Source organism: Streptomyces sp. NBC_01235 (assembly GCF_035989285.1).
GTDB lineage: Bacteria > Actinomycetota > Actinomycetes > Streptomycetales > Streptomycetaceae > Streptomyces.
The window spans coordinates 7,562,100-7,575,693 of record NZ_CP108513.1; the positions used below are offsets into that span (position 1 = coordinate 7,562,100).

General features: G+C 71.1%; 11 protein-coding genes. 2 read left to right on the forward strand and 9 right to left on the reverse strand.

Going from position 1 to position 13,594, the window contains the following annotated elements:
- Positions 1-20: 20 nt before the first annotated feature.
- Positions 21-692: an endonuclease NucS gene (gene nucS / locus OG289_RS34170; RefSeq protein WP_327317897.1), complete on the reverse strand. Its 672-nt coding sequence runs from the start codon at positions 690-692 to the stop codon at positions 21-23.
- A gap of 364 nt (positions 693-1,056) precedes the next feature.
- Between nucS and OG289_RS34175 the strand changes: the two genes are divergently transcribed.
- Positions 1,057-1,449 (forward strand): SCO5389 family protein, encoded by a 393-nt coding sequence (locus OG289_RS34175; RefSeq protein ID WP_327317898.1) that lies wholly within the window; start codon positions 1,057-1,059, stop codon positions 1,447-1,449.
- Between the two features lie 89 nt (positions 1,450-1,538).
- On the opposite strand, the gene OG289_RS34180 is transcribed toward OG289_RS34175, so the two are convergent.
- Positions 1,539-2,567, reverse strand: coding sequence for an LLM class flavin-dependent oxidoreductase (locus tag OG289_RS34180; protein WP_327317899.1), 1,029 nt, complete (start codon positions 2,565-2,567; stop codon positions 1,539-1,541).
- A gap of 221 nt (positions 2,568-2,788) precedes the next feature.
- Here OG289_RS34180 and OG289_RS34185 point away from each other — a divergent pair, with 221 nt between their 5' ends.
- Positions 2,789-3,121 (forward strand): ATP/GTP-binding protein, encoded by a 333-nt coding sequence (locus tag OG289_RS34185; RefSeq protein WP_327317900.1) that lies wholly within the window; start codon positions 2,789-2,791, stop codon positions 3,119-3,121.
- A gap of 28 nt (positions 3,122-3,149) precedes the next feature.
- Here OG289_RS34185 and OG289_RS34190 read toward each other — a convergent pair whose 3' ends face one another.
- From OG289_RS34190 to mce, 7 genes are all read right to left on the reverse strand, one after another.
- Positions 3,150-4,031: an ABC transporter permease gene (locus tag OG289_RS34190; RefSeq protein ID WP_327317901.1), complete on the reverse strand. Its 882-nt coding sequence runs from the start codon at positions 4,029-4,031 to the stop codon at positions 3,150-3,152.
- Positions 4,028-5,425 carry an ABC transporter ATP-binding protein gene (locus OG289_RS34195; protein ID WP_327317902.1) on the reverse strand — a complete coding sequence of 466 codons (1,398 nt, stop codon included), beginning with the start codon at positions 5,423-5,425 and terminating at the stop codon, positions 4,028-4,030. Before OG289_RS34195 ends, OG289_RS34190 begins: the two co-directional genes overlap by 4 nt.
- Before the next feature lie 110 nt (positions 5,426-5,535).
- Positions 5,536-6,306, reverse strand: a complete 771-nt coding sequence (locus OG289_RS34200; protein ID WP_327317903.1) for an ABC transporter permease — start codon at positions 6,304-6,306, stop codon at positions 5,536-5,538.
- A 2-nt stretch (positions 6,307-6,308) separates the two neighbouring features.
- Positions 6,309-7,286, reverse strand: coding sequence for an ABC transporter ATP-binding protein (locus OG289_RS34205; protein ID WP_327317904.1), 978 nt, complete (start codon positions 7,284-7,286; stop codon positions 6,309-6,311).
- Between the two features lie 565 nt (positions 7,287-7,851).
- Positions 7,852-8,790 (reverse strand): cellulose-binding protein, encoded by a 939-nt coding sequence (locus tag OG289_RS34210; protein WP_327317905.1) that lies wholly within the window; start codon positions 8,788-8,790, stop codon positions 7,852-7,854.
- Positions 8,791-8,973: 183 nt separating this feature from the next.
- The gene (gene scy, locus OG289_RS34215; protein ID WP_327317906.1) at positions 8,974-12,855 is read right to left on the reverse strand and encodes a polarized growth protein Scy; all 3,882 of its coding nucleotides are present in this window, start codon (positions 12,853-12,855) and stop codon (positions 8,974-8,976) included.
- Positions 12,856-13,087: 232 nt separating this feature from the next.
- Positions 13,088-13,528 carry a methylmalonyl-CoA epimerase gene (gene mce, locus OG289_RS34220; protein WP_319675716.1) on the reverse strand — a complete coding sequence of 147 codons (441 nt, stop codon included), beginning with the start codon at positions 13,526-13,528 and terminating at the stop codon, positions 13,088-13,090.
- Positions 13,529-13,594: the final 66 nt, after the last annotated feature.

The following is a 13,594-nucleotide window of genomic DNA, read 5'->3' on the forward strand; positions in this document are numbered from 1 at the left end:
CCTCGTCGTCGTACCGATGCTCAGAACAACCGCAGCTTGTCGTCCTCGATGCCGCGCATCGCGTTGTAGTCCAGGACCGTGCAGCCGATGCCGCGGTCCGTGGCGAGGACGCGGGCCTGGGGCTTGATCTCCTGGGCCGCGAAGACGCCCCGCACCGGCGCCAGATGGGGATCGCGGTTCAACAGCTCCAGGTAGCGGGTGAGTTGCTCGACTCCGTCGATCTCGCCGCGTCGCTTGATCTCCACCGCGACGGTCTGGCCGTCCGCGTCCCGGCAGAGGATGTCGACCGGGCCGATGGCGGTCATGTACTCGCGGCGGATGAGGGTGTAGCCCTCGCCGAGGGTCTCGATGCGGTCGGCGAGCAGTTCCTGAAGGTGTGCTTCCACGCCGTCCTTGATCAGGCCGGGATCGACGCCGAGTTCGTGCGACGAGTCGTGGAGGATCTCCTCCATCGTGATGATGAGCTTCTCTCCGCCCTTGTTGACGACGGTCCAGACGCCTTCCTCGTCGCCCGTGCCCTCCTTCAGGGTGCAGGGCGGCGACATCCAGTTCAGGGGCTTGTAGGCCCGGTCGTCCGCATGGATGGAGACGCTGCCGTCCGCCTTCACCAGGATGAGACGGGGGGCGGAGGGGAGGTGGGCGGTGAGCCGGCCGGCGTAGTCCACGGAGCACCGGGCGATGACGAGACGCATGGTGCGCAACGCTATCCGACGCCTCCGGGTGCACGCGATTCTCCCGCCCGTCACCCACCACCACCCTGACCGAGAACCTTCGGTTCGCCCCTTTTGATCCCGGGTCCCCCACCGCCACCCTCAACCGAGGCCCCTTCGGGCCCGCCCCTTTTGATCTGGAAAACGATCGTTCGACAGTGGCCGATTGTGTGCCTACTTGGAGTTCCCTATGTGCCCATTCTCCTGGTGCGGTCACCGTCCGTTGCCTACCGTAGTGAACGGGAGGTCGCGATGCGTGTACTCAGCGTGTGCGGTGTTTCGGCATGCGAACTCCCTTTCCCTGTCCGGCAACCCCTGTTGTTGTGGGGGTGCGAGAGGAGTACCCATGTCGCTCGACGTCTCACCGGCCCTACTCGAACAGGCCGAGCGAGGCGAGGTCGACGAAGCACAATTCGTCGACTGCGTCCGGACCTCCCTGCCCTACGCATGGGAGATGGTCAGCTCCCTGGTGGCCCAGCTGAAGGTGGACGGCGGAGCATTCGCCGACAACCAGACGCCCCCGCCGGACGAGCAGGCACGCGGGCAGTTGCTGCGCGCGCTCGCGAGTGACGCGATACGCGGCGCGCTGCAGCGGCATTTCGGTGTGCGTCTGGCCTTCCAGAACTGCCACCGGGTGGCGGTGTTCCCGTTGGACTCGGCTGTCGACGAGAAGCTCGCCCGCTTCACCTCGGTCCGCAGCCAGGTGCTGAACCAGTCCCCCGAGTTCCGGGACTGCTAGGGCACCCGTGTGAGCCTCTTGCTTGCCGCTCCTGACGCGGGAGGTGCCATCAGTACGGGAGCGGCAGGCTTCGTGGTCGGCTGGGCTGTTCACCGGAGGTGGGGGAGCACCTCCGAGCCCAGCCGTCGTACGTTCTCCTCGGTGGCGGCCAGGTCGCCGGAGCCCTCGACGAGCAGGGCGAAGCGCGAGATGCCGGTCCGCTCGCTGGTCGCCGCGAGGCGGTCGGCGCACAGCCTCGGGGTGCCCACCGGGTGCAGCCCGCAGAGCAGTTCGGTGTACGCCACCGGGTCCCGCATGGAGCGGGCCCGGCCGTCCACCGTCACATGGGCTTCGAGCCCCTGCTTCAGCCAGCCCGGCATCGCCTTCACCAGGGTCTCCACCGCGTCCGTGCGCCGGTCCGCGAGCTGGCAGACGCCCGCCGAGACATGCGCCGCGCCCCGGATCTGGTCCCCGGACTGCCCGGCGGTGCGCGCGTACTGCCGCCACAGGGCGACCATCTCGGCCTTCTCCTCGTCCCCCACGTGCATGCCGAGGAGCATCGGCAGTCCGCGCTCGGCGGCCAGCCGCACGCTCGCCGGCGAGGTGCACGCGACGACGACCTCCGGCCCCGACGCCTCCGTCAGCGCCTCCGACGGCCTTGGTACGACGGGGACTTCGCGGAAGCGGAAGCGCTCGCCGTCCGCCTCGACCGAGGGTTCGCGCAGCCAGCGCACCAGCAGATCGAGTGATTCCGGGAACCCCTGCTCGTACGCCTCCAGGCCCGAGCCGAACACCTCCAGGTCGACCCACGGGCCGCCGCGACCCACGCCCAGCGAGAAGCGGCCGCCGCTCGTCAGGTGCAGCAGCGCGGCCTGTTCGCCGAGGGCGACGGGGTGGACGGTGGGCAGTACGCTGACCGCCGTGCCGACCCGGATGCGGCGGGTGCGGCCCAGCAGCAGAGCGGCGAGCGTGACCGCCGACGGGCACGTGCCGTACGGCACGAAGTGGTGCTCGGCCAGCCAGACCGAGTCGAGACCCGCTTCCTCGGCCACCTCGGCAGAGCGGACCGCGCGGTGCAGCGCCTCCCCCTGACCCTGGCCGGGGAACTGGGCCCCCAACACGAAACTTCCAACGCGCATGGACTTTCCTGCTTCCTTGGCTCCGACACGGAGCTCCCCCACTCGGCATAACCGTCTGACACGTGCCGAGGACACGGCCTGGCGGAGAGATTTGCGGATTGTCTGCAGAATGCGTCGTTCGGGAGGGGACTTGTAGGGCTCGCTGCCCTACGGGTACCCGCGTGCTCGCCGCGTAGGCTGGACGCCAAACCTGCTTCCTGTATAGCCCCGTGAGGTGTCCCGTGTCCCCGCGTCGCAACCGACCCAAGGGTGAGGACTCGCCCGGCCGCAGTGCCGAGGACGACCGCGAGAACCGTTACGGCGGCTGGCAGTCCGCGGAGAGCTGGCAGGGCGAGCGGTGGAGTGTACGGCACGTGGCCGGCGCGAGTGCCCAGGGCAAGACGTACCGGTGCCCCGGCTGCGACCAGATGATCCCCGACGGCGTCCCGCACGTCGTCGCCTGGCCCGAGCACGCCGGAGTCGACGACCGCCGCCACTGGCACAAGGCGTGCTGGAACGCACGGGACCGCCGCACCCCGGGGATGCAGCGGTCCCGTAACGCGCCGAAGTTCTAGCGCTTGGATCGGAGGATCGGACGGACGGTCAGACGTCCCGCTTCTCCAGCAGGGCGAAGGCGCCGCCGAGGACGACGGCCGTCACGCCCAGCGCGATCCACAGCGGGTCCCAGCCGGAGGGGCCGCTCTCGCTGAGAGAGGTCGAGTAGAAGACGCTCAGCTGGTTGGGGATCGAGTACTCGAACAGGGCCTGGCGCAGGCTCTCCAGTGACGACGAGAACATGAAGATCGCGATGACCAGCGGCGCCAGCAGGACGCCGATCATGATGGTGATGGCGCCGGCCGAGTGCCGGATGATCGAGCCGACGGCGAGCGAGAGCAGTCCGAGCAGCGCGATGTAGAGGGACACGCCGAGCGTGGCCTTCAGCCACTCCTGGCCGGTCGGCTCCCGGGCCTCGCTCAGCATCGCCACGTGCACCATCGCGACGAAGCCGGACGACAGGAACGTCACGACGAACGCGACGGCGAAGAACACGACCGCCTTCGCGGCGAGGACCCGGCCGCGCGACGGGCAGGCCACCATCGTGGTCCGGATCATGCCGGTGCCGTACTCCGAGGCCGTGGTCAGCACGCCGAGCGTGATGACGCACATGCTGCCCAGCAGGATGCCGAAGAAGCCGAAGGACAGCGCGGTGCTGCCCTCGAGGTCGCTCTCGGAGGCGTTCGAGGCCACCACCGCTCCGGCCAGCAGCCCGATGCCGACGACGAGCAGCACGAACACGCCCAGCGTCCACATCGTGGAGCGCACCGAACGGATCTTCGTCCACTCCGAGGCGATGGCGTGCCCGAGGTGCGTGCGCACGATCGGGATCGGCGAGGTGTAGCCGGGGCCGGGTGCGCCGTACGAGGGACCGGGCGGCGCCTGCCAGGCGGGCGCGGCCTGCGGCGACGGATGCTGCGGGGTGCTCATCGGGCGTCCTCGGACTTGGTCGGGGCGTCGGGGGTGGAGGCGGCGGGCGCCTTGTCCAGCGACGGGGCCGGGGCGGCGGCCGGGGGCAGGCTCGCGGGCGCGGCCGGAGCGGGCGCGGTGCCGCTCGGCTGGGCCGGGGCCTGTGCCGGGCTCACGGGCGTGGCTGCGGCCGGGGCCTGGCCCGCGGGTGCCGCAGGGGTGGGCGCCGGGTCCGTCGGCGGGGCCGGGGGCTGTGCGGGCGTGTGGGCGTACGGGTTGGCGTCGTTCGGGCCGGGAGCCGGGGTGGGGGCGCCCGGGGCGCCGTAGGCGCCGTACGAGGCCGCCGGGGGCGTCTGGGCCGGCTGCGCAGGCGCGTAGCCCTGCTGCTGCGGGGGCGGCGGGGCGTACCAGCCGGGCTGGCCCTGGCCCGGCACCGGCATCTGCATCGGCGGCTGCGCGCCGGGCGGCAGCTGCTGCTGGAGGCCGGCCTTCTGGTCGATGGTCGACCGGTAGTCGACGGCGCCCTGCGTCATCCGCATGTAGGCCTCTTCCAGCGAGGCCTGGTGCGGCGACAGCTCCCACAGGCGTACGTCGGCGTCGTGGGCGATGTCGCTGATGCGGGGGAGGGGCAGGCCGGTCACGCGGAGCCCGCCGTCCTGCTCGGGGAGCACGTGGCCGCCCGCCTCGGTGAGCGCGGAGGCCAGCTTCTCGCGCAGCTGCGGTTCGGTGTGCGGGGTGCGGACGCGCGCGAAGTCGGCGGAGTTGGCCGAGATGAAGTCCTTCACGCTCATGTCGGAGAGCAGCTGGCCGCGCCCGATGACGATCAGGTGATCGGCCGTCAGCGCCATCTCGCTCATGAGGTGGGACGAGACGAAGACCGTGCGGCCCTCCGCCGCCAGGGACTTCATCAGGTTGCGCACCCAGAGGATGCCCTCGGGGTCGAGGCCGTTGACCGGCTCGTCGAAGAGCAGCACCTGGGGGTCGCCGAGCAGCGCGGCGGCGATGCCGAGCCGCTGGCCCATGCCCAGGGAGAAGCCCTTGGAGCGCTTTCTGGCCACCTCCTGGAGGCCGACCACGCCGAGCACCTCGTCGACCCGCCGGGCCGGGATGCCGGACAGCTGGGCCAGGCACAGCAGGTGGTTGCGGGCGTGCCGGCCGCCGTGCACGGCCTTGGCGTCCAGCAGGGCGCCCACCTGGCGGGCGGCGTTCGGCAGCCTGCGGTACGGGTAGCCGCCGATCGTCACCGTCCCGGCGGTGGGGTTGTCCAGGCCGAGGATCATCCGCATCGTCGTCGACTTGCCCGAGCCGTTGGGCCCGAGGAAGCCGGTGACGGCACCCGGCCGCACCTGGAAGGAAAGGTTGTACACAGCGGTCTTGTCGCCGTACCGCTTGGTCAGGCCGACAGCCTCGATCATGCTCCGCACCCATCGAAAGGTTCAGGACAGCGGGGCACACGCCCCCGTAAGGGTTAGGAGGATATCGGGGCGCTGACGGTTCCGCTCAAATGAAAGCAAAGCCGGAAGCGTTACGCGTCGCGCTTTTTCAGCAGGAGGTAGCCGCCCGCGAGCGCGGCGACCACCCACAGCGCCATGATGGCGAGCCCGCCCCAGGGGCCGTACGGCGTGTCGTCGTCGATCGGCGTGACCACCTGCATGATCTTGCTGCCCGCCTGGTCGGGCAGGTACCGGCCGATCTTCTTCGTCGCGGAGACGTTGCCGAGGATGTTGGAGATCAGGAAGAAGAACGGCATCAGGATGCCCAGCGACAGCATCGGCGAGCGCAGCATCGTGGCCACGCCCATCGAGAACACGGCGATGAGCGTCATGTACAGGCCGCCACCGATGACCGCCCGCAGCACGCCGCTGTCCCCGATCGACGCCTTGTGGGAGCCGAGCATGGCCTGCCCGAGGAAGAACGTGACGAAACTGGTGACGAGCCCCACGGCGAGACACAGCCCGGCGGCCACCGCGATCTTGCTGAACAGGAAGGTGGCGCGCTGCGGTACGGCGGCCAGCGAGGTGCGGATCATGCCGGTGCTGTACTCGTTCGACACGACCAGCACCCCGAACACGATCATCGCGAGCTGACCGAGACTCATCCCGGCGAAGCTGATGAACGTGGGGTCGAAGGATAGCCGGTCGTCGCGGCTCATGTTGTCGAAGTCGTTCTTCGACAGCGCCGAGATCAGCATGCCGAGGGCGAGGGTGACGACCACCGCGAGGGAGAGGGTCCACACGGTGGAGGCCACCGACCGGATCTTGGTCCATTCGGACCGGATGACCTGGGTCGCCGCCATCATCAGCTCCTCGTCCAGTCGTTGTTCCTCCCCCAGACTTCGTCCGGGGGCACCTCCAGCTGAGGCGTGGGCGTGTCCGCGTGCGCGTGGTACTCCACCGACTCCGCGGTCAGCTGCATGAACGCCTCCTCCAGGGAGGCCTGCTGGGGGCTCAGTTCGTGCAGCACGATCTGGTGCAGCGCGGCCAGTTCCCCGATGAGCTCGGACTTGCTGCCGTCCACCTCCAGCACCCCGCTGCCCGTCTCGACGACCGTGATCCCGGCGCCTTGCAGCACGTCGAGAAGCAACTCGCGCTGGGGGGTGCGGATGCGGACGTAGGACCGCGAGTTCTGCGCGATGAAGTCGGCCATGGAGGTGTCGGCGAGCAGCCGGCCCTGGCCGATGACGACGAGGTGGTCGGCGGTCAGCGCCATCTCGCTCATGAGGTGGGAGGAGACGAACACGGTCCGCCCCTGCGCCGCGAGGGACTTCATCAGGTTGCGGATCCAGTGGATGCCCTCGGGGTCGAGCCCGTTGACCGGCTCGTCGAACATCAGGATCCGGGGGTCGCCGAGGAGCGCGCCCGCGATGCCGAGCCGCTGTCCCATGCCCAGCGAGAACCCCTTGGCCTTCTTCCTCGCGACGGCGGTGAGCCCGACGGTGTCCAGCACCTCGTGAACCCGGCTCTTCGGGATGCCGTTGCTCTGCGCCAGGCACAGCAGATGGTTGAAGGCGCTGCGCCCGCCGTGCATGGCCTTGGCGTCCAGCAGGGCGCCGATGTACTTGAAGGGATCCTTGAGCCGGTCGTAGTGCTGCCCGTCGATCCGCACGTCCCCGGCGGTCGGCCGGTCGAGGCCGAGCATCATCCGCATGGTGGTGGACTTCCCGGCGCCGTTGGGACCGAGGAAGCCCGTGACGATGCCGGGTCTGACGGTGAAGGTGAGGTTGTTGACCGCCACTTTCTCGCCGTACCGCTTCGTCAGGCCCTCGAGCTCGATCATGCGGACACGCTATGACCCGTGAGGGGCGGATGCCACCCGGGCGGGCAAACGAAGAGCGACGCCGACGGCAACGGCCGTGAACGCGGTGGCCCGGGCGAAGGTGCGCGGGATGGCGCCGGCCCCGTGGCCGTGGGCCAGGACGGCGGCGAGGACGGCCGTACCGAAGGAGCCGCCGAACTGCTGGTGATCCGCAGGCCCGTGCCGGCGTGGGCGAGGTCGGCCGGGGCGAGATCCCGGTAGGCGCCGACCATGACGGCCAGGTTGGCGGCACTCATGCCCAGCCCGCGTACGCACAGGGCGAGAGGGAGGAGCACGGCGGCGGGATGCCCGAAGGCGAACGGCAGGGTGCCCAGCGCGGTCAGCACCGGTCCGGCGGTGGCGGCGGGGCGGGGCCGGGGCGGTCGGCGAGGGGCTGGTGGCCCCTGCTCAGCCGCGAGCCGCTGACGGACCGCACGCTGGAGGGGATCGTCGACGACGTGTTCCTGCCGCTGGTCACCCAGGGCGGCCTGGACACGGCTGAGGCCCGCACCCCAGGGGGTGCGGGCCTCGACGTTCGTGCGGGAACCTACCGGGTCTGCTGCGCCGGAACCCCGCGGGAGATCGGCTCGTCGTCCGTGGACGGCGTGCCGGCCGCGGCCACCGCGGCGCCGGTCAGGGTGGCGAGCATCTCGCGGACGTTCGTCAGCTGAGCGTTGATCGAGTCGCGACGGTTGGTGAGGGCCGCCAGCTCGCGCTCGGATTCCGACCGGATGCGGTCCGCCTTGGCGTTGGCGTCGGCCACGATGTCCTCGGCCTGGCGCTGCGCCGTCTCGACGGTCTGACGGGCGCGACGCTCGGCGTCGGTGCGCAGCTTCTCGGCCTCCAGACGCAGCTGCTCCGCGCGGTGCTCGATCTCCGCGAGACGCTTCTCCGCCTTCTGCTGACGGGACGCCAGGTCGCGCTCCGACTGCTCGCGGCGCTTGGCGAGGTTGGTCTCGAAGTCGGCAGCGGCCTGCGCGGCCTTGGCGCGGGTCTCCTCGAAGAGGGCGTCGGCCTCCTCACGCTTCGACTGCGCGTCCTTCTGCGCCTCCTGGCGCAGCTGGGACGCTTCGCTCTTGGCCTTCTCGACGATCCGGACGCCCTCGTCCTCGGCCTTGGCCTTGCGGTCCGCAGCGAACGATTCTGCGTCGTTGCGCACCTGCTGGGCCGCCGACTCGGCGAGCTCACGGTGCTGCTCGGACGCGCGACGGGCCTCCTCGCGCAGATCCTTGGCCTCTTCCTCGGCGAGGCGGAGGATCTTCTCGACGCGCGCGCCGAGACCGGCGTACGACGGCTCGGCGTCGCTTACCTGGGCCTGGGCGTTCTGCGTTTCGAGGTGGAGCTCCTCGATGCGCTTTTCCAGAGCAGTGATACGGGCCAGAGCGCTGTCACGGTCGGAGACGAGCTTCGAGATGCGTTCGTCCACCTGAGCGCGGTCGTACCCACGCCGCACAAGCTCGAAGCCGTAGGGGGAAGTGTCGCTCATGGGGTTCCTGTCGAATGAGACCGGTGAGGTGATAGGTGGAATCCTAGGGGCCTGAACGGTGTGTCATCGAGCGTATGCGTGTTTGATCTGGAGAATGACACCCCTTTTGGGTGGCTGAGCGGCAGACCGCTTGCCAAAGCTTCGGTCAAAGGCCCCAGACTTTAACGCAATCCACACATTTCGTCAGCTCTCCGGGGACTTCCCGCCCGATCGAGGGGCCCCGATGGCAGCACCCGCCTTCACGCCCCCGTCCTTGCCGCCGGCCGGGGCCTCGAAGGACTCCAGTGCCTCCAGCACGTCCTGGACACGGGAGATCTCGGCGTTGATGTCCTCGCGCCGGCGCACCAGGACCTCCAGTTCGCGCTTGCCCTCCTCGACCGTGCGCCGCGCCTCGCGGATCGCCTCGGCCTTGAGCTCCTCGGCCTCCCGCACGAGCGTCGACTTCTTCAGCTCGGCCTCCTTGAGCAGCCCCTCGGCCTTCTTCACAGCGGCGATCCGGACCTTGCCCGCCTCCGAGTTCGCGTCCGACACCAGCTCCTTCGCCTTCGCCTGCGCCTTGGCGAGCTGCTCCTCGGCCGCCTTGATGAGTGCGTCGCAGCGGTCGCCGGTCGACTTCATCGTCTCGGCGGCCTCACGGCGGGCCCGCTGGTGCAGCGACTCGATCTCGGCCGTGATGCGGTCGCGCAGCTCCTCGGCCCGCTCCCTTATCGCCGTCGCGTCCCGGCGGGCGCCGACCAGCAGCTCGTCCGCGTCCGTACGGGCCTTCTCCACCCGGGAGTTGCCCTCCACCGTCGCCTCGGAGACGACCCGGTCGGCCTCGTTGCGGGCCGCGCCGACCATCGAGTCGGCCTGCGCCTCCGCGTCCGCGGTGGTCTTCTGCGCCTGCTGCTGCGCCTCGGTGAGCAGCTTGTCGGCCTCGGCCGCGGTCTCCGTGATGAGGGTGTCGACCTGTTCGGCCGCCTCGGAGCGCCGCTTGTTGGCTTCCTTGCGGGCCTCGTCCAGCGTCGAGTCGGCCTCCTCGCGGGCGACGCTCATCAGACGGTCGGCCTCCGCGGCGGCCTCCGCCTTGACGCGCTCGGACTCGGCGCGGATCCGCTCGGCGTGCTGCTGCGCGGAACCCACCGTCTCGGCGGCCTCGGCGCGCAGCCGCTCCGCGTCCCCGGAGGCGTCCGAGATCAGCTTCTCCGCCTTGGCGACCGACTCGGCGCGCAGCCGCTCGGCCTCCGCGATGGTCTCCGTCTGGAGGCGCTCGGCCTCGGCGATGGTCTCCGTCTGGAGCCGCTCGGCCTCGTTGCGGGCCTCGGTGATGAGGGTGTCGGCCTGCGTCGCCGCGTCCGAGCGGATGCGGTTGGCGTCCTCGCGGGCGTCCGCCCTGGTGCGCGACGCGTCCTGCTCGGCCTGCGCGATGGTGTCCGAGGCCTCGGTGCGGACCCGCTGGGCGTGCGCGGACGTCTCCGAGCGCAGCCGCTCCGCCTCCGCGATCGCCTCGCCGACGGTCCGCTCGGCCAGCTCCTGCGCGGCCTGCGACGCCTCGCTCGCCTCGCGCCGGACCCGGCCCGCGTCCTCGGCGGCCCGCTCCTGCACCGCGTAGGCGTCGGATCGGACCCGGTCCGCCTCCTCCTCGGCCTCGCGCCGGGTACGGTCCGCCGCGTGTTCGGCGGCGGAACGCAGCCCGGTGATCTCCTCCTGGGCCTGCTCGTGCAGCCCGGCCACGGAGTCCCGTACCTGCTGCGCGTGCTGCTCGGCCGCCGACACCATCTCGCCTGCGCGCCGGTCGGCCTCCTCGACCAGCCTGACGGCCTCGCCCTGGGCCTCCTCCACGCGCCTGCGCGCCGAGGCCAGCAGCTCCTCGCTCTGCTCGCGGGCCCGCTCGCGCTCCTGGTCGGCCTCCTGGCGGGCGGAACCCAGCAGCTCCTCGGCCTCGCGCCGGCGCCGGAGCGCCTCCTCCTGGGCGGCGGCCAGCGTCTCGGACGCCTCGGCGGACAGCCGCTCGGCCGCGGCCTGCGCCTCCGCGCGCACCCGGTCGGCGGTGTCCTGCGCCTCGCTCTTGAGCCGCTCGGCCTCGGCGGCGGCCTCCGACCGCAGCCGTACGGCGACGGACTCGCCCTCGGCGCGTGAGGCGGACGCGTCGGCGGCGGCCTCGGTGCGCAGCCGGTCCGCCTCGTCGGCGGCCTGCTGCTGGATCGTACGGATCCGCTCCGCGGCCTCCGAGCGCAGCCGGTCGCTCTCGTCGGAGGCCTCGCGACGGATCCGCGCGGCCTCCTCCCGGGCGTCGGTGAGCGCCTGTTCGGCGGAGGCGAGCCGGGACTCCGCCTCGGTGTGCAGCCGGTTGAGCTCCTCGGCGGCCTCCGCCTGCCGGGCCTCGACCGCCCGCTCGGACTCCTCGCGCATCTCGCGCGCGGCCTGCTCGGCGTTGGAGGTGATGGTTTCGGCGAGCTCCACCGCCTCCTCGCGGGAGCGCTCGGCCTCCGCGCGGGTGCGCTCCAGGGTCTCCTCGGCCTGCCGGCGCAGCGTGGTGGCGCGCTCGATGGCCTCGGTGCGCACCTTCTCGCTGTCCGAGGTGGCCTTCTGGCGCAGCTCGTCCGCGTCGGCCTTCGCCTTGGACAGCAGCTCCTCGGCGGTCCTGGCCGCCTCCTCGATCTGCTGGACGGCCTCCCTGCGAGCCTCCGCGCGGATCTTCTCGCCCTCGGCGACCGCGTCGGCGCGCAGCTGCTCGGCCTCGCCGCGCAGCCTGCGGGCCTCCTCCTGGAGCTCGACCGTCTTGGCGCGGTACTCCTTGGTGTCGTCCTTCGCCGAGCCCTTGAGCTGCTCGGCGATGTCGTGCGCCTCGGCGCGCAGCCGGTCCGCCTCGGTCTCCGCCTCGCGACGGATCCTCTCGGCCTCCTCGGCGGCGGCCTTGGTGGTGTTCTGCGCGTCCTCCTGCGCCTTGTTGAGGACGTCCTCGGCGGTCTTCGCCGCCTTCGACAGCTGGGTGGCGCTCTCCTCGGCGGTGAGCGTGCGGGCCTTCTCGGAGGCCTCCGCGACGATCTTCTCGGCCTCGGCGCGGGCGTCGGCGACGACCTGTTCGGCGTCCGCCTTGGTGGTCTCGGCCTCCTTGGTGGCCTCGCTGACCAGCCGGGCGACCTGCTCCTTCGCCGTACGGGTGCGCTGCTCGTTGGCCGACTCCGCGCTGGAGAGGGCCTTCGACGCGGCTTCCTTGGCCTCGGTGAGGACCTTCTCGGCCTCGGCCTGCGCCTTGCGCAGCGCCTCCTCGGCCTCCGACATGCGCTGCTCAGCGGCGCGGCTGAGTTCACCGGCCTGGCGGCGGGCCGCGTCGGACTCCGTGACGGTGGAGTTGCGCAGCTGCTCGGCGTGGTCGCTGGCCTCCTGCGCCTGGGTGGAGGCCGCGTTCAGCATCCGCTCGGTGTCCGTGCGGGCGCGCAGCAGGAGCTGCTCGGCCTCCGCGCGGGCCGCCTCGGCGTCGGCCTGGAGCCGCTGGCGGGCCTCCGCGGCGACCCGCTCGGCCTCGGCGCGGGCGGCCGCCAGGGACTGCTCGGCCTCGGCGCGTGACTCGTCGAGCAGCCGGCGTGCCTGTGCCTCGGTGCGGGCCCGCAACTGCTCGGCCCACGCCACGTTCTCGTTGACGTGCGACTCGACGTTCTGCCGGCGCTCCGCCAGCTCCTGGTCGAGCTGCTGACGTCGGGTGACCGCCTCCTGGTGCAGCTCCGCCTGGAGGCGGGCGGCCTGCTCGGCGTGCTCCTGGAGGATCCGCTGCGTCTGCGCCCGGACCTGGCTCAGCTCGCGCTCGGCGTCCTGCCGCAACTGGTCGGCCTGCATCTGCGCGTTGCGCAGCAACTGCTCCGCCTGGTACCCGATGTCGCCGCCGTCGAAGGCGGGCCGGGACATGATGGTGCGCCGCGCCTCGTGCAACTTGGCGCGCAGCACCTCGACCTGGTAGCCGAGGTCCTCGGCGTGCTGAATCGCCTTTTCCCGCTCGGTCTTCAGCCGCTTCATCTCGGCTTCGAACCGAGTCAGGTGGTCGACGTCAGCCGCCGGCTCCCGCTCCTGGCTCTCGTAGCCCCGCACTGCGCGGTCCCATCCGTCCCTGGTCGCAAGCTTTCCGAACGAGCTCCGTCCATCCGCCGAACGGGGCTCCCGGGGAATGGTGTCAGATCAACGGCGGAGCATGGGCTGCTGCCCCGACGCTCGTCCCCCGAAACCCGGACCCCGGCTGCGTCCCGCCGCCGTACGGCAGGACCGGGTCGCCCCGGTGTGAGCGGCGACCGAGCCCAACCCTACCGGCCCATATGTACGAGGGTCAGTGCTCAGGTGACTCAACAGGGGCCGATGTGACCAGTTCTGTCAGTACTCCGTGGCAATCCTTTGGGTGCAGGAAAGTGATTCGTGACCCCATGGAGCCGCGTCGCGGCTCTTCGTACAGAACGCGTACGCCCTTGGAGCGGATGTCCGCGGCCTCGCCGTCCACATCCGCCGTACCGAAAGCGATGTGGTGGACGCCCTCGCCGTTCTTGTCGAGCCACTTGGCGACGGTCGAGTCGGGGCGCGTCGGCTCGAGAAGCTGCAGGTACGAGGCACCGCCGTCGGACGTATCGTTGATCTTGAGCATGGCCTCGCGCACGCCCTGCTCCTCATTGACCTCGGAATGGAACACCTCGAAGCCGTAGGTGGCACGGTAGAACTCGACGGTCGCGTCGAGGTCGTGGCAGGCGATCCCGATGTGGTCGATTCGCGTCAGCATGGAGTCAGTGCACCGCTTGGGAGGTGGTTACGCAACGTGCGCGCGATCACACTGACGGCCCGATGA